The organism is Nonomuraea sp. NPDC050383 (genome assembly GCF_044459125.1).
Taxonomy (GTDB): Bacteria; Actinomycetota; Actinomycetes; order Streptosporangiales; family Streptosporangiaceae; genus Nonomuraea.
Genome location: NZ_JBITIP010000003.1, coordinates 452,345 through 466,832, shown reverse-complemented (window position 1 = coordinate 466,832; position 14,488 = coordinate 452,345). Strand labels below are relative to the sequence as shown.

The following is a 14,488-nucleotide window of genomic DNA, read 5'->3' as shown; positions in this document are numbered from 1 at the left end:
CGCCGGGGCACGCGCCCGCCGGGGCACGCGCCCGCCGCCGATCCCGCGGAGCCACGCGCCCGCCGTCGTCGTGCGGGCGGGCGCGCGGCCGGTGCGCCGGTCAGCAGTCGACCAGCTCGGGCTTCTGGTTGAGGATCTGCGCGCGAGGCGTGACGAACGCGCCCAGCGCCTCGGTCGCCGCCGGGTCGAAGACCGCGACCCGGTGGCAGTTCTGGAACGCGAGCCGTACCCCGAAGTGGCGCTCCAGCGCGCCGCGCATGGCGTCGCTCGCCAGGCACCGCAGGAGCTGGCCGCGCGCCTCCTCTGACGGAGGGGGCACCTCGTTGTCGGCGAACTCGGCTCCGTCGCGCTCCCGCTGCTGGACCAGCTCGCTGATCACCGACCACGCGTAGGGCAGGGAGTCGCGGACGCACGCGACGAACGCCGCGTCCTCGATCTCGCCGGTCCTGGCCTGGTCGAGCAGGTCGTTCGGAACGGTCAGCGACATGCTGTCTCCTCTCGAAGGGGATCGAACCGACGCTATGAGCCGTCGGCGTGGGACTCCAGATGGCTGGAGGGGGACACTCGTGTGCTCACCGGCGGCCGTAGGTGAACCCCGGGTCGATCTGCAGGGACAGGTCGAGGCCGGTGCGCGCGTCGGCCCAGGCACGGGCGTTGCGCAGGTGGAACTCCTCGGCCTGGCGGCCGAACGTCGTCCAGTCCTTCTCCTGCGCGTCCACGTGCTTGAGCAGCGTGGCGAGCGTGTCGGAGTTGGCCGGCTCAAGGTCGTCGAGGGCCAGCGGCCGGCCCTGCTCCATGGCGCGGACGGCGGCCGAGTGCTCCATCCAGGCCACCAGGTCCTCGCCCACCTCCGCGCGCAGGAAGTCGACGTCGGCCGGCCCGTGGACCTTGTTGCCGACGACGGCCACGCGGACGCCGAACCCGGCGGCGTGCTCGGCGTACTGCCGGTGGACGCCCACGCCCTGCCGCGTCGGCTCGGCCACGAGGAACGTCAGGTCGAACCGGGTGAACAGCCCCGAGGCGAAGGAGTCGGCCCCGGCCGTCATGTCCACCACGACGTACTCGCCGGGCCCGTCGACCAGGTGGTTGAGCAGCAGCTCCACCGCGCCCACCTTGGAGTGGTAGCAGGCGACGCCCAGGTCCTCCTCGCCGAACGAGCCGGTGGCCAGCAGCCTGACGCCGTCGGGCGTCGTCACCGCGTACGGCGAGGCGGCGAGGTCGTCGAAGCCCAGCAGCCGGGACCCGCGCCCCGGCGGCGTCGTCTTGACCATGGCCTCGGCCGAGGGGATGCGGGGGTTGTCGCCGCGCAGGTGCTCCTTGATCTCGGCGAGGCGGGCGCCGAGCGGCTCGGGCCGCTCCTCCGCGCCGAGGACCAGGGCCAGGTGCTGGTTGATGTCGGCGTCGATGGCGACCACCGGCCCGCCCTGGCTCGCCACGTGCCGCGCGAACAGCGCCGACATCGTGGTCTTGCCGCTGCCGCCCTTGCCGACGAAGGCCACCCTCACGATAGCTCCCGATGATGATGAAAACCGTTGTCGTTTTCGATGGCGCCCATCATGCCACACTGGCCCCATGCGCGACGACGAATTGGCGCGAGCCGTGCGGCTGCGGGAAGCGGGCAGCCGTGAGGAGGCCCGCGAGCTGCTTCTCGGCCTGGCGGAGCGGCATCCGGAGGACGCCGAGGTGGCCTACCAGACGGCGTGGGTCCACGACGTGCTCGGCCTGGAGAAGGAGGCGGCGCCCTTCTACGAGCGCGCGCTGGCGGGCGAGGGGCTCAAGCCCGAGGACCGGCTGGGCGCGTACACCGGCTACGGCAGCACGCTCAGGGTGCTCGGGCGGTACGACGAGGCGCTGGCGGCGTTCCGGCGCGGGCTCGCCGAGTTCCCGGAGGACCCGGGGCTGCGGACGTTCATGTCCATGGCGCTCTACAACGCCGGCTGGGCGCGCGAGGCGGTGTCCACGCTGCTCAAGGTGCTGGCCGGCACCGAGGCGGCCGGCCAGTACCAGCGGGCGATCACCTACTACGCCGACCACCTGGACGAGACGGTCTGACGGCCCGTCCCGGCCGGGCTCGTCCTAGTGGCAGGCGGCGTCCAGCGCGATCGGCCGGTCGTAGCCCTGCACGGTCGCACCGGCCCTGGGCTGCCCCGGGGCGCGCACGGCGGGCCGGTCGGCCAGCGCCTTGGCGACCTTGGCCCGGATGAGGCTCCAGTCGGGGGCGGCGGTGTTGATCAGCGGCGGCACGAAGCTCAGGCTCCTGATCCGCGCGTGCTTCACCCGGTCCGACAGCTCGATGAACGGCGGCAGCAGGTTCTGCGGGACGTCGGTGGAGATGGCGCGCTTGGTCGCCGCGGCCAGCTTCTCGAAGCTGTTGAGCACGGTCACCGGGTCGGCCTGCTTGGCGACGGCGTAGAGCAGGCACTTCTGGCGTCCCATGCGCACGTAGTCGTCGCTGTCGGTACGGGAGCGGCCGAACCACAGCGCCTCCTGGCCGGAGAGCTTGCGGGTGCCGGCGGACAGGAGCCCCTCGCGGTACTTGCCGTACACGATGGGCTGCTTGATGGTGACCTTCACCCCGCCCATGGCGTCGATGATCTGGGCGAAGCCCTTCATGTCGACCATCGCGTAGTAGGTCACCGGGATGCCGAGGATGTCGCTGACGGTCCGCTTGAGCAGGTCGGGTCCGCGCTGGCCGCGGCGCACGCCGGGCACCGTCTCCGGGTAGTCCTCGGCGTACTGGAAGACCTCGTTGAGCAGGCCGGGCGTGTCGGGGCCGTCGCCGGTGAAGCCCTGCGGGAAGCGCCGGCGGGCCGGGCCGCGCGGCATCTGGACGTGCTCCAGGTTGCGCGGCAGGCCGAACAGGGTGGTGTTGCCGGTCGCGGTGTCGACGCTGGCCACGGTCATGCTGTCGGTCCGCACGCCGGGACGGCCGGGCGCGGAGTCGGCGCCGATGAGCAGGACGTTGATCCGCGCGGCCCCGTTCCACGGGTCGTCGGCGACGATCGGGGTCATGTCGGCCGTGAAGATCGAGTCGACCACGTCGTGTGACACGTAGGCGAGCCGGGCCGCGTACGCGGTGGGCACCAGGACGAGCGCGCACAGCGCGGCGGTGAAGGTCGCGGTGAGGACGCGCCCCACGGCGTTGGACCGGCGGGGCCGGACGAGCACGAACGACCGGACGATCACAGCCGACCAGGCGAGGGCGAGCGCGGCCAGCGCGACAGAGAAGACCGTGAGCCAGAGGGGCTGCACGGCCAGGGCCAGCACCTTGGTGCCGAAGGCGGTCACCGCGGTGATGATCACGGCCAGCACCAGCACGTACGTCACCATGAGCGCGAAGCCGGTTTTACGACGATCCGTGGCGACATGTGCCACGCCCCACAGGAGCGCCGATCCCAGGGTCAGCGCGATCGCCGCACCGGGACCGAAGTCACGGTCTCTGCTCGTCATCCCTGGTCAACCCCCTGTTTTGCGCAGCTGTCCTCCACGTTAGTGATGGTTTGATGTCGAATAAGGGCGGCTTAGGGGAAGTGTCGTACCAATTCCCGGTCAACTGATACTTGCGATATAACGTGAGTATGAGACGTGGACGCTACGGGTTCGACGCCCCGATGGCCCTGCTCGGTCTCGTGGCCGGGGCCGTCATCCTGCTCGTCCTGGCGGTGACGTCCTTCGGTCAGGACGTCCCGGCGGCCGGGATCGCCTTCCTCCTCGGCGGTCTCTACACGCTGGCCAGCGCGGCCAGCTACCTCTACACGACCCGGCGCGGCAAGTTCGCCGTGTGGGCGGCCGAGCTGGAGCGGCTCAAGGGCGACGAGCGGCTGCTCGACCTCGGCTGCGGGCGGGGCGCGGTGCTGGTGCTCGCCGCGCGGCGGCTGCCCGAGGGCCGGGCCACCGGCGTGGACCTGTGGCGCTCGCGCGACCAGTCGGGCAACGACGAGAGCGTCACCCGGGCCAACGCCGAGGCCGAGGGCGTCTCGGTCGACCTCGTCACCGGCGACATGCGCGAGCTGGCGTTCGACGACGAGTCGTTCGACGTGGTGGTGTCGAGCCTGGCCATCCACAACATCCCGGACGCCGCGGGCCGGGAGAAGGCCGTCCGGGAGGCGCACCGCGTGCTGCGGCCCGGCGGGCTCATGCTGCTCGCGGACTTCCAGCACACGCCCGCCTACGAGGACACGCTGCGCGAGCTCGGCGTCGTGGACGTCCGCCGGCGCGACCTGGGCTGGCGATTCTGGTACGGCGGGCCGTGGTTCAGGACCTGGATGCTGGAGGCCCGAAAGCCCCGCGCCGCCGGGTGAGGCGACGTTTGCGATCCGCCGCTCGGGTACCAGGTTCTCTTCATGAGGGACGTGGATACCGGCACAATCACCACCAAGGTGCCTGCACGGCTGGACCGGCTGCCGTGGTCACGCTGGCACTGGATGATCGTCATCGGACTCGGCACCGTCTGGATCCTCGACGGCCTCGAAGTCACCATCGTCGGAAACCTCTCGGCCCAGCTCGCCAAGCCCGGCAGCGGCATCGACATCACCCAGGGCCAGGTGGCCGGGACCGCCGCCGCCCTGTACGTGGCCGGAGCCTGTCTGGGCGCCCTGTTCTTCGGCTGGCTGACCGACAAGTACGGGCGTAAGAAGCTGTTCATCATCACGCTCGTCGTGTACCTGGTGGCGACGGCGATGACGGCCTTCTCCTTCAACGCCTGGTGGTTCTTCCTGTTCAGGTTCATGACCGGATTCGGCATCGGCGGGGAGTACGCGGCCATCAACTCGGCCATCGACGAGCTCATCCCGAGCCGCCACCGGGGCCGCATCGACATCATCATCAACGGCAGCTACTGGCTCGGCGCGGCGGGCGGCGCCCTGCTGACCGTGCCGCTGCTCAACGACCTGCCGGTCAACATCGGCTGGCGGGTCGCCTTCGGTCTCGGCGTGGTGCTCGGCCTGGCCATCCTGCTCGTACGCCGGCACGTGCCGGAGAGCCCGCGCTGGCTGTTCATCCACGGCCGGGGCAAGGAGGCCGAGCAGCTCGTCGGCGAGATCGAGGAGCAGGTGGGCGGCGACCTGCCGGAGCCGAAGAGCTCGGTCACCATCCACCAGCGCAAGTCGATCGGCTTCGGCCGGATCGCGCACACCATGGTGGCGCTCTACCCCAAGCGCACGATCCTCGGGCTGTCGCTGTTCATCGGGCAGGCGTTCCTCTACAACGCCATCACCTTCGGGTACGCGCAGATCCTGTCCACGTTCTACAAGATCGACACGCATACCGGGTACTACTTCGCCGTGATCGCGGTCGGCAACTTCCTCGGGCCGCTGCTGCTCGGGAAGCTGTTCGACACGGTCGGCCGGGTGCCGATGATCTCGGCGACGTACATCGGCTCGGGCCTGCTGCTGCTCGGCACCGCGTGGCTGTTCAGCCAGGGCATGCTCACCGCCGTCACGCTGACCGCCTGCTGGTGCGCGGTGCTGTTCGTCGCCTCGGCGGGCGCCAGCTCGGCCTACCTGACGGTCAGCGAGATCTTCCCCATGGAGACCAGGGCGATGGCGATCGCGTTCTTCTTCGCGATCGGCACCGCGGCGGGCGGCATCGCCGGTCCGCTGGTCTTCGCCGGGCTGGTCTCCACCGGCGTGCCGGGGGACACGGCGCTGGCGTTCAGCATCGGCGCCGTCATCATGATCGCCGCGGGGATCGTGGAGCTGTTCCTCGGGGTCAAGGCCGAGCAGAAGGGCCTGGAGGAGATCGCCGCGCCGCTCACGGCGGCTTCGGTGGACACGGCCGCATGACCCTCAGCACCTGCGTGCTGTCGGACAGGTAGAGGTGCGGCACGTCGACGAACACCCGCATCGGACCGCAGTCCAGGCCGAGGCTCCGCGCGACCCCGGTCTGGACGTCCGACAGCGGCACGTAGTTCAGGTAGCTGGTGAACGCGTTCTGCGACCGGAACGCCGCCGTCATCACCAGCCCGCCGTCGCGGATCCGGAAGGCCAGCCCGCTCAGGCACGGCACCGAGTCGTACGGCTCACCCGGCCCGGTCAGCGAGATCCAGGCGCTCTTGCTGTACGGCTTGGTGCGCAGCAGGTCCACGGCCCACCCGAGCTGCCCCCGGATCCGGGCCCCGTAGCTGTACTTGAACGGGGACACGACCGTGTCCTGGGTGAACTTGCGGCAGTAGAGCGCGAGCCGGTCGGCGTCGCCGTACCTCTCCAGCAGCGGGTCGTCCCGCCGCACCTGCGCCATCTCGAAGAGCACGGGCGGCCCCTCCATGACGGGGCCGCGGTCGTCGTCGCCGAGCGCGCCCTCCGTCCACACATGGCGCATCATCCAGATCCACGCCTCCCCACATGACGCCCACATCGCAGGGCCGGGCATTCAGGTCTCCACGTTCGGGAACTCGTACGGATTGCGTGGCAGGCGGCGCCGCCTCGTGACGTTGCAGCGCACGTAGTAGACCGAGTAGTGGACCAGCGCCACCAGCGCGATGCTGGTGCTCAGCAGCACCGCGTTGGGCGCCTGGCCGCTGAGGCCGGTGACGCCGACCACCAGGTAGGCGCTGTCGGCGACGGCCAGCATCATGACGTTGATCCCCGGCCAGGCGAGCGGCGCGAACGTCTCCGGGTAGCGCGGGTCCACCGGCAGGTTCGGCGACCAGGCCAGCTCGTCCTTGAGCCGGGTCGCGTACAGGAGGCGGAAGTTGTTGATCGCCCGCGCGGTGCGGGCGTGCGCGTTGACCGCCTCGATCAGCCGCAGGAACGGCAGCCCGGTCAGCAGCCCGAACGCCGTCACCAGGGCGAACAGGTACCACGGCACGGTGTGCCAGGAGGTGAGGGCGCGCGGGTCCACCACCTTGGCGCTGATGAGCGCGATGGTCGCCAGGAAGGGGCCGGACAGCAGACTCATCCCCAGCCTGGTCATCTTCAGCCGCTCGTCCTTGGCGGCGAGGTGGACGGCGTAGATGCCGGTGAAGTCGACTGCGGCGAGTTGGAGGAACTGGGTCGCAGACAGCTCCTCCTCCGGCGTCATGCGAGGGGGTGTCTTCCGCATGAGGTGCTCCTGTAGAGGGCCAGCTGCCTCCAGTATGAGCACAATTTCGGGGATCTGTCGGGTTATTCCTTCCAATCATTCCAACAAATCGCAGCCGACGCTCGTCGACCCGACGATCTCGCTCACCTGCCGGAGGTACGCGGTCGGCAGGCCGTACAGCAGGGCCGCGGCCTCGCCGTGGCGGAGCACCGGGAGCGCGGCGACCGCGTCGGCGGCCAGCCCGCGGCAGTACTCCAGCGTGAGCTCCACCATCCCCGCCGCCCGCAGCTCCCGGATCACCTCCTCCACCTGCTCGCCGGTCAGCTCCCCGCCCAGCGACCCGGTCGCCCCCGCGTCCCGGGTCAGCAGCAGCGGCAGCGTGTAGACGCCGTGGCGCAGGTCCTGGCCCGCCGGCTTGCCCAGCAGGCCGCTCGGCGCGGTCAGGTCGAGCAGGTCGTCGAGGATCTGGAAGATCAGCCCGAACCGCTCCCCGTACGCCGCCATCCCGGCCCGCTCCTCGGCGGTGGCCCGCGCGCAGATCGCCGCCACCAGGCACCCGGCGCGGAACAGCGCGGCCGTCTTGCCGCGGATCGAGGCCAGCGCCGCCTCGACGGTGCGGTGGGGGTCGTACAGGGAGGCCGTCTCCAGGTACTGCCCCTCGGCCAGCTCCACCACGGCCGCGGCCAGCACCTCGGCCACCGGCCGGGACACCGCGGTGATCGCCGCCAGCCCCGCCCTGGCCAGCATGAAGTCGCCGATGACCAGTGCCTTGCCGTCGCCCAGCTCGGCGTTGAGCGTGCGCGCGCCGCGCCGCTCGGTCGCGCCGTCCATGAGGTCGTCATGGACCAGCGATCCGGCGTGTATCAGCTCCACGCAGGCGGCGGCCGTGACGACCCGGCGGTTGGGCGTCCGGCCCAGGGCCAGCGCGGTGGCCAGGGTCAGCGCCGGCCGCAGCCGCTTGCCGCCGGCGCTGATGATCCGGCCGGCGCCCGCGTTGATGCCCGGCAGCGCGGAGGAGCCGCCGAGCCGGCCGATCCGGTCCTCGACGTCGCGCAGGCCCCGGGCGATGGCGGGGGAGCCGATGAGCTGGTCCATGCGCCCAGCCTGCCTGGTGCTCGCTGAGCCGTCCCTGAGAGACGCTGAGAGGAGCCTCAGGCCGCTCGGCGCCACGGGGGTGGAGTCTGACACCGTGGCAGGCTGTACGCCTGTTCTCATGACGACGGCTACGGAGGAGGAACGCATGGGCATCGCCGAGCGGGTCGACGGGCTGCTGGCGGCCGGGAGGGCGCCGGGCCTGCACGGGCTCGTCGTGGTCCGAGACGGGCGGGTGGTCCTGGAGCGGTACGGCGACGGGGAGGACTTCCGGCTGGGCGAGCCCCTGGGGCACGTGACGTTCGGGCCGGACGTGCTGCACGACGTCCGGTCCGTGACCAAGAGCGTGGTCGCCCTCCTGTACGGCATTGCCCTGGGCGACGGCCTGGTGCCCGGTCCCGGCGAGCCGCTGCTGCCGGCCTTCCCCGCGTACGCGGACCTGGCGGAGGGCAGGGAGGGCCTCACGGTGGAACACGCGCTGACCATGACCCTCGGCCTGGACTGGAACGAGAACGTGCCGTACACCAGCACCGCCAACAGCGAGCTGGCCATGGAGGCGGCGCCCGACCGCTACCGGTACGTCCTGGAGCGTCCCGTCGTGGAGGAGCCCGGGAAGCGGTGGCACTACTGCGGCGGGGCGTCCGCGCTGCTCGGCAGACTCATCGCCGACGGGGCGGGCGTGCCGCTGGAGGAGTTCGCGCGGGAGCGGCTGTTCGGGCCGCTCGGGATGCCGTTCGAGTGGACGGCCAACGGCGGGGTCGTGCTCGCCGCCGCCGGGCTGCGGCTGCGCCCGCGTGACCTGGCCGGGCTGGGGTCGCTGGTGCTCGACGGCGGGCGCGGGCTGGTGCCGGAGTGGTGGATCGGCGAGATGCTGCGGCCCCGGGTCGAGATCTCGGAGGGGTTCGCCTACGGGTACCAGTGGTACGTGAGCCCGGGGCAGTGGGTGGGCGCGACCGGCAACGGCGGCCAGCGGATCGTGGTGGTCCCCGAACGGCGGATGGTGGTGGCTCTCACGGCCGGCGAGTACGACGGCGCCGAGCAGTCGAGCGCCGCGGTGGCGCTGGAGGAGGTGCTCAGGGAGGACTGACACCGGGCTCACAGACTGACACCGGGCTCACGGACTGACACCCGCCTCACAGACTGACACCCGCCTCACAGAGGGAGGCGGCCGATCGCGGCGCGGAACGCGGCCACGGCCGCCCCGATCGCCGGGTGGCCGCCGTACCCCCTGCGGAAGGCCGCCAGCGTGCGGCGGCTCAGCGGCAGCTCGGTGAGCGTCACGCCCGGCGGCGGGGCGAGCGCGGCCAGGCGCGGCACCAGCGCGACGCCCTGCCCGGCCGCCGCGAACGCGAGGACCGTGTCGAAGTCGTCCACCTGGTGACGCACCCGCGGCTCGAACCCCGCCGCCTGGCAGGCCCGGATCGTCATGGCGTGGCAGAGCGTGCCGGGCTTGCCGGTGATCCACGGGTCGTCGCGGGCCTCGGCGAGCGCCGTCCGGCCGGTCAGGTACATGGACTCGGCGAACAGCGGCTCCGTGGCCAGCGCGGGGTCCGCCTCCGGCGGCACGAAGTCGTACTCGTGGACCAGGGCGACGTCCAGCTCGCCCGCCCGCAGCGCGCCGGAGACGTCGGCGGGGTCGATCTCCGACACCATCGGCTCCAGCGCCGGGCAGGCGCGGGCCAGCTCGGCGAGCGCGGCGGGCATCAGCGCGCGGGCCGCCGTCGGGAACGCGCCGATCCGCACGGGCCCCGACGGCTCGCCCCGGACGGCCGCCAGCGCCGCCGACGCGCGCTCCAGCTCCTCCAGTACGGCCTGCGCGTGCTCCACCAGCAGGCGACCCGCCGGGGTCAGCGTGACGGCGCGGCCGGTCCGCCGCAGCAGCGGCACGCCCGCCTCCCGCTCCAGCGCGCTGAGCTGCTGCGACACCGCCGAGGGAGTGAACATGACGGCTTCGGCGACGGCGGCGATCGTGCCGCGCCTGGCCAGCTCACGAAGCAGGCGCAGCTTCCGAGGGTCGAGCATCAGTCCAGCTTAGGCTCAACCGCACGAATCCGAACTGGACCTGACGTACGGGCCCAGGCCAGGCTCGAAGCATGCTGAAGGGAATCCACGTACCGCTCGTCACGCCGTTCGCCTCCACCGGGGAGGTGGCCGCCGGGGCGCTGGACAAGCTCGCCCGCCGCGTGCTCGACGAGGGCGCGTCCGGCCTGGTGGCGCTCGGCACCACCGGTGAGGTCGCGGCGCTGACGCCGGCCGAGCGCGCGCAGGTGGTCGAGGTATGCGCCGAGGTCTGCCGGGAGCGCGGGGCGCCGCTGACCGTGGGCATCAACGGCAACGACACCCGCTCGGTGCTCGCGGCGCTGGAGGAGCTGCCGCCGGACGTCACGGCCGCGCTGGTGACCGTTCCGTACTTCCTGCGCCCCTCGGAGCGGGGCGTCGTCGCGCACTTCGAGGCGCTGGCCGACGGGACACCGGTGCCGCTGGTGATCTACCACATCCCCTACCGCACCGGTCAGGCCGTGGGCGCCGCCACGCTGCGCCGCCTGGGCGGGCACCCGATGATCGCCGGGGTGAAGTACGCGACCGGCGGCGTGGACCAGGACGTCCTGGACCTGCTCGGCGACCTGCCCGAGGGCTTCGACGTGCTGGGCGGTGACGACGCGGTCATCTCGCCGCTGCTCGCCGCGGGCGCCTCCGGCGGCATCATGGCCTCGGCGAACCTCGCCCCCGCGGACTTCGCCGACCTCGCCGCGGCCTGGAGCGCGGGCGACGTGACGCGGGCACGGGACCTCGGCCATCGCCTGACCCGGCTGTCGGCCGCCCTGTTCGCCGAGCCGAACCCGGCCGTCACCAAGGGCGTCCTGCACGCCCAGGGCCTCATCCCGACACCCGACGTCCGACTGCCCCTGCTGCCCGCGAGCGAGCCCTCGATCACGACGGCCCTGGCCCTGCTGGGCTGATAGCCGGCGCGGCCCGTTGCTCTCGACTGGTGAGGACGGCCGGGTGATCGGTTCGCCGGTGCGCGTCCGGAGCTTCCCGGAGCATGTTTCACGTAAAACATCGCTTGACCTCAAGTGCGGTTGAGGCGGCACGCTCGGCGCATGAGTCAGGCAACGATGAGAGCAGCGGCGTTCGCGACCCCCGGCGGCCCCGAAGTGCTCCAGGTCATGGAGGTGCCCCTGCCCGAGCCCGGGCCCGGGCAGGTGCGGGTGCGGGTGCGGGCGGCGGGCGTGCAGCCGTTCGACACGGCGGTTCGTCGGGGCTGGACCCCTCCGGGCGTCACCGGCGGGCTGCCGCGCGTGCCCGGCAATGAGTTCGCGGGTGTCGTGGACGAGGTGGGGGAGGGTGCGTCAGGTGTCGAGCCGGGGACCGAGGTGCTCGGGTTCTCGTTGCTCAACGCGTACGCGGAGTACATCGTCGTGCCGGCCGCCCACGTGACCCCCAAGCCCGGCGGGGTCCCGTGGGAGGTGGCGGGCGCGCTGACCGCGGCCGTGCAGACGGCGGAGCTGGCGCTGGACGGGCTCGCGGTGGGCGAGGGCGACACGCTGCTCGTCCACGGCGCGGCCGGCGCGGTGGGCACGGCGGCGGTGCAGATCGCCCGGTGGCGGGGCGCCACGGTGATCGGCACGGCCCGCGAGGAGAACCACGAGCACCTGCGCGCCCTCGGGGCCGTTCCCGTCGTGTACGGCGACGGCCTGGCGGACCGGGTCCGCGCGCTCGCGCCCGGCGGCGTGGACGTGGCCCTCGACGGGGCCGGCGGGGTGGCGGTGGACGTCTCGCTGGAGCTGGTCAAGGATCGGGCCCGCGTCCTCACGCTGGTCGAGCACGGCAAGGCCGCCGAGCTGGGCATCAAGGTGACGCGGGGTGAGCGCACGGCCGAGCGCCTCGGCCGGTACGCGGCGGAGTACGCCTCGGGCCGGCTGCTCTTCCCGATCCGGCGGACGTACCGGCTGGAGGAGGCGGCGGACGCGCACCGGGAGATCGAGACCGGCCACGGCCGCGGCAAGATCGCCCTCATCGTCGGCTGATGCCCGGCAGGGGCCGGTCAGCCGGTGGTCCTGTGCCGCTGGTTGAACCGGCCCACCTTCGCGCGGTTGCCGCAGCCCTCCATGGAGCACCAGCGGCGACTGCCGTTCTTGCTCACGTCGAGGAACCACAGGATGCAGTCGGGGTGCGCGCACCTGCGCACCCGCGACGGCCGCTCGCCCATCATCCGCACGAACGCCGCCGCCGCCGTCCACGCCGGCAGCCAGGCCGGCTCGTCCACGACGACCAGCTCGCCCGGCTCGCCGTCACGCATCACCGGCCGGACCGCGCCATGGCCGAGCACGTCGTTGAGGCCAGTGTGACCCCGGCCTTCGAGCGCGTCCCGTACGGCCTCGCGGGCCGGCACGAGCCGGTCGCGCACCGCCTCCAGATCGGAGTCCGGGCCGGCGGCCATCGCGTGGTCGGACAGCCAGGCACGAACCCCGTCGAGGTCGTCGAGCTGGTCGGCCCGCGCGCCGTGCTCCACCCACACCGTGTTGACCAGGTCCAACGCCACGGGCTCCCCGCGAAGCGGGCGGACTCTCACTTGGCTAACCTCTCAAATCGGTTTGACCGGTTATCTTTTGCCATGCTACCACTTAACCGGTCAAAGCGATTTAGCCGGTTGGCGGCCTCCCCCGTCCTCTCGGCCGCCACGTCTGGAGCCTCGATGCCCCACCGCCCGCGCAAGCGCCGCCACGCCGACCATCCCGCCGGCCCGTCCCGCCCGGCCCCGTCACCCGACCACCCGGCGGCCACTCCGGGCCGCGTACGGGGGACGGCACCGGCGGACGTCCGGCGCCCCCTCCATCCCGGCGACGCGACGGCCCCCGAGGCGGCGGACCTCAGGGGCGGCCCACGACCGCTCGCCGAGCCGTCCTCACTCGGCTCGCGCGGGGAGCGGACCGGTGGGTACCGGGGCCTCCTGGCCCTCCGCAGCGCGATCGTGTCGGGGGCTCCCGCCCGGGTGCCGGTCCGGACGGTGGTGACGGCGACCGGGGCGGCGCTCGCGGCACTGCTCGTGCTCGCCGGTGTGGCCAGAGTGAGCGGGCTGGCGCTGTTCGCGCTGCCGTTCGTGGCCAGCGCCGCCATCGTGGCCCTGGCCCCGGCCGCGCCGTTCGCGCAGCCCCGCAGCGTCGTCCTCGGGCACGCGGGCGCGACCGTGGTGGCTCTGGCCGTGACCGCGGTGGGCGGGCCGTCGATCTGGACGGCGGCCGTCGCCGCGGCGCTCACCACGGCTCCGATGCTGCTGCTGCGCGCCCCGCACCCGCCGGCCGCCGCCACCGCGGCCCTCATAGGCCTCACCGCGCCCGCCCCGTGGTACCTGCTGACCCCGGTGGCCGTGGCCAGCGCCGTCGTGATCGCCAGCGGCGTGCTGCTCGGCCGGCTGCTGCCTGCCCACCGGTACCCGGCCTACTGGCTGTGACGGCTAGACGCGCTCGCGCACGGCCCGGGCGATGGCGAGCTGCACCTCGTTCATCCGGCCGGAGCCGTCCTGGACGTCCCAGATCGTGTTCTGCAGGGCCCGGCCGAGCGTCCAGCGGGCCGCCCGCGGCCGGTCCAGCCCGAGCAGGTCCGTCATCAGGTCGAAGCGCCTCAGCACCGCCCGCCGCACGTCTCCTGACGCCACGACCTCGTCCCACCGGTTGTGGAGCGCGGGCATGAGGTCGAACCCGGGGTCGCCGGCGAGCGGCTTCGGGTCGATGGCCAGCCACGGCTCGCGGTCACCGGCGAGCACGTTGTCGTAGTGCAGGTCCCAGTGGAGCAGCCGGTCGCCCGGCTCGCCCGCCACCTCGGCGACGGCCGCCGCGCAGGTCTCCACCCATTCCCGGTCGCCGTCGCGGCCCAGCCCGCCGACGGTCGCGGGCACGTCGTCCAGCATGCCGCGGGCGATGTCGCCCAGCCGCCGCGTCCCCGGCGGCGCGGGCAGGGCCACCAGCCGCCCGAGCAGCCCCGTCAGGATCCGCAGCGCCTCCATGTCGTCGGGCACGGACGAGAGCGACCGGTCCGCGTCGAGCCGTTCGAGCAGGAGCGTGCCCGTGCTCGGGTCGTCCTCCAGCAGCCGTACGACGCCGCGCCCGGCCCAGGCGCGCAGGCCGGGGCCTTCAGTGGCGTTCTCGTCGGTCACCGGCTGGAGCTTGAGCGCGGCCCGCGTGCCGTCGGCGCGCACCACGGGCAGCACCAGCGAGACCATGCCGTGCCACGGCCCGCCGTCGAGGCGCAGCTCCCACTCCTCCAGGTAGCGCTCGGCCAGCGCGGGCAGCCCCGCCGACCAGGCCCGCCCGGCCTCACCGTCGAGCTTCACGTGCAGCGCGGTCAGCGCCGGCGGCACCACGATCTCCATCGTGGG

At 72.8% G+C, this 14,488-nt stretch carries 16 protein-coding genes; 7 read left to right on the top strand and 9 right to left on the bottom strand.

Annotated elements, in window-relative coordinates; translation table 11 throughout:
* Positions 1–100 precede the first annotated feature (100 nt).
* Both ACIBG4_RS10490 and ACIBG4_RS10485 read right to left on the bottom strand, forming a co-directional pair.
* Entirely contained in the window at positions 101–487 is a 387-nt protein-coding gene (locus ACIBG4_RS10490; protein ID WP_397201582.1) for an SCO5389 family protein, read from the bottom strand.
* Between the two features lie 85 nt (positions 488–572).
* Positions 573–1,505 carry an ATP-binding protein gene (locus ACIBG4_RS10485; RefSeq protein WP_397201581.1) on the bottom strand — a complete coding sequence of 311 codons (933 nt, stop codon included), beginning with the start codon at positions 1,503–1,505 and terminating at the stop codon, positions 573–575.
* A gap of 67 nt (positions 1,506–1,572) precedes the next feature.
* On the opposite strand from ACIBG4_RS10485, the gene ACIBG4_RS10480 reads away from it, so the two are divergent.
* Entirely contained in the window at positions 1,573–2,052 is a 480-nt protein-coding gene (locus tag ACIBG4_RS10480) for a tetratricopeptide repeat protein (RefSeq protein WP_397201580.1), read from the top strand.
* A gap of 24 nt (positions 2,053–2,076) precedes the next feature.
* Here ACIBG4_RS10480 and ACIBG4_RS10475 read toward each other — a convergent pair whose 3' ends face one another.
* The gene (locus tag ACIBG4_RS10475) at positions 2,077–3,450 is read right to left on the bottom strand and encodes an LCP family protein (RefSeq protein WP_397201579.1); all 1,374 of its coding nucleotides are present in this window, start codon (positions 3,448–3,450) and stop codon (positions 2,077–2,079) included.
* Positions 3,451–3,578: 128 nt separating this feature from the next.
* Between ACIBG4_RS10475 and ACIBG4_RS10470 the strand changes: the two genes are divergently transcribed.
* On the top strand, positions 3,579–4,301 hold the full coding sequence (locus ACIBG4_RS10470) for a class I SAM-dependent methyltransferase (RefSeq protein WP_397201578.1): 723 nt from the start codon (positions 3,579–3,581) through the stop codon (positions 4,299–4,301).
* 42 nt (positions 4,302–4,343) lie between these two features.
* On the top strand, positions 4,344–5,783 hold the full coding sequence (locus tag ACIBG4_RS10465) for an MFS transporter (RefSeq protein WP_310707860.1): 1,440 nt from the start codon (positions 4,344–4,346) through the stop codon (positions 5,781–5,783).
* Here the strand turns inward: ACIBG4_RS10465 and ACIBG4_RS10460 are convergent.
* The 3 genes from ACIBG4_RS10460 to ACIBG4_RS10450 all read right to left on the bottom strand — a co-directional run bounded on the left by ACIBG4_RS10460 (position 5,752) and on the right by ACIBG4_RS10450 (position 8,115).
* Complete coding sequence (locus ACIBG4_RS10460; protein ID WP_397201577.1) at positions 5,752–6,321, bottom strand: hypothetical protein; 570 nt, start codon at positions 6,319–6,321, stop codon at positions 5,752–5,754. The two genes, ACIBG4_RS10465 and ACIBG4_RS10460, sit on opposite strands and share 32 nt — an antisense overlap.
* 48 nt (positions 6,322–6,369) lie before the next feature.
* Positions 6,370–7,041 carry a hypothetical protein gene (locus ACIBG4_RS10455; protein WP_355438586.1) on the bottom strand — a complete coding sequence of 224 codons (672 nt, stop codon included), beginning with the start codon at positions 7,039–7,041 and terminating at the stop codon, positions 6,370–6,372.
* Positions 7,042–7,116: 75 nt separating this feature from the next.
* A complete protein-coding gene (locus tag ACIBG4_RS10450; protein ID WP_397201576.1) occupies positions 7,117–8,115 on the bottom strand; it encodes a polyprenyl synthetase family protein in 999 nt (332 codons plus the stop codon).
* Positions 8,116–8,233: 118 nt separating this feature from the next.
* Here ACIBG4_RS10450 and ACIBG4_RS10445 point away from each other — a divergent pair, with 118 nt between their 5' ends.
* Entirely contained in the window at positions 8,234–9,199 is a 966-nt protein-coding gene (locus ACIBG4_RS10445; protein WP_397201575.1) for a serine hydrolase domain-containing protein, read from the top strand.
* Between the two features lie 65 nt (positions 9,200–9,264).
* Here the strand turns inward: ACIBG4_RS10445 and ACIBG4_RS10440 are convergent, their stop codons facing one another.
* Positions 9,265–10,134 carry a LysR substrate-binding domain-containing protein gene (locus tag ACIBG4_RS10440; RefSeq protein WP_397201573.1) on the bottom strand — a complete coding sequence of 290 codons (870 nt, stop codon included), beginning with the start codon at positions 10,132–10,134 and terminating at the stop codon, positions 9,265–9,267.
* 71 nt (positions 10,135–10,205) lie between these two features.
* Here ACIBG4_RS10440 and ACIBG4_RS10435 point away from each other — a divergent pair, with 71 nt between their 5' ends.
* Complete coding sequence (locus tag ACIBG4_RS10435; protein WP_397201572.1) at positions 10,206–11,072, top strand: 4-hydroxy-tetrahydrodipicolinate synthase family protein; 867 nt, start codon at positions 10,206–10,208, stop codon at positions 11,070–11,072.
* A gap of 156 nt (positions 11,073–11,228) precedes the next feature.
* Positions 11,229–12,140: an NADP-dependent oxidoreductase gene (locus tag ACIBG4_RS10430; protein WP_397201721.1), complete on the top strand. Its 912-nt coding sequence runs from the start codon at positions 11,229–11,231 to the stop codon at positions 12,138–12,140.
* Positions 12,141–12,157: 17 nt separating this feature from the next.
* Here the strand turns inward: ACIBG4_RS10430 and ACIBG4_RS10425 are convergent, their stop codons facing one another.
* Entirely contained in the window at positions 12,158–12,655 is a 498-nt protein-coding gene (locus ACIBG4_RS10425; protein WP_397201571.1) for a CGNR zinc finger domain-containing protein, read from the bottom strand.
* 153 nt (positions 12,656–12,808) lie between these two features.
* Here ACIBG4_RS10425 and ACIBG4_RS10420 point away from each other — a divergent pair, with 153 nt between their 5' ends.
* Complete coding sequence (locus tag ACIBG4_RS10420; protein WP_397201570.1) at positions 12,809–13,564, top strand: HPP family protein; 756 nt, start codon at positions 12,809–12,811, stop codon at positions 13,562–13,564.
* A gap of 3 nt (positions 13,565–13,567) precedes the next feature.
* Here ACIBG4_RS10420 and ACIBG4_RS10415 read toward each other — a convergent pair whose 3' ends face one another.
* Complete coding sequence (locus ACIBG4_RS10415; RefSeq protein WP_397201569.1) at positions 13,568–14,482, bottom strand: aminoglycoside phosphotransferase family protein; 915 nt, start codon at positions 14,480–14,482, stop codon at positions 13,568–13,570.
* Positions 14,483–14,488: the final 6 nt, after the last annotated feature.

Coding starts and splice junctions, on each gene's coding strand:
- ACIBG4_RS10430 (WP_397201721.1), top strand. CDS start 11,229: ATGAGAGCAGCGGCGTTCGCGACCCCCGGCGGCCCCGAAGTGCTCCAG.
- ACIBG4_RS10490 (WP_397201582.1), bottom strand. CDS start 487: ATGTCGCTGACCGTTCCGAACGACCTGCTCGACCAGGCCAGGACCGGC.
- ACIBG4_RS10415 (WP_397201569.1), bottom strand. CDS start 14,482: ATGGAGATCGTGGTGCCGCCGGCGCTGACCGCGCTGCACGTGAAGCTC.
- ACIBG4_RS10475 (WP_397201579.1), bottom strand. CDS start 3,450: ATGACGAGCAGAGACCGTGACTTCGGTCCCGGTGCGGCGATCGCGCTG.
- ACIBG4_RS10440 (WP_397201573.1), bottom strand. CDS start 10,134: ATGCTCGACCCTCGGAAGCTGCGCCTGCTTCGTGAGCTGGCCAGGCGC.
- ACIBG4_RS10435 (WP_397201572.1), top strand. CDS start 10,206: ATGCTGAAGGGAATCCACGTACCGCTCGTCACGCCGTTCGCCTCCACC.
- ACIBG4_RS10450 (WP_397201576.1), bottom strand. CDS start 8,115: ATGGACCAGCTCATCGGCTCCCCCGCCATCGCCCGGGGCCTGCGCGAC.
- ACIBG4_RS10470 (WP_397201578.1), top strand. CDS start 3,579: ATGAGACGTGGACGCTACGGGTTCGACGCCCCGATGGCCCTGCTCGGT.
- ACIBG4_RS10465 (WP_310707860.1), top strand. CDS start 4,344: ATGAGGGACGTGGATACCGGCACAATCACCACCAAGGTGCCTGCACGG.
- ACIBG4_RS10480 (WP_397201580.1), top strand. CDS start 1,573: ATGCGCGACGACGAATTGGCGCGAGCCGTGCGGCTGCGGGAAGCGGGC.
- ACIBG4_RS10420 (WP_397201570.1), top strand. CDS start 12,809: ATGCCCCACCGCCCGCGCAAGCGCCGCCACGCCGACCATCCCGCCGGC.
- ACIBG4_RS10455 (WP_355438586.1), bottom strand. CDS start 7,041: ATGCGGAAGACACCCCCTCGCATGACGCCGGAGGAGGAGCTGTCTGCG.
- ACIBG4_RS10445 (WP_397201575.1), top strand. CDS start 8,234: ATGACGACGGCTACGGAGGAGGAACGCATGGGCATCGCCGAGCGGGTC.
- ACIBG4_RS10460 (WP_397201577.1), bottom strand. CDS start 6,321: ATGATGCGCCATGTGTGGACGGAGGGCGCGCTCGGCGACGACGACCGC.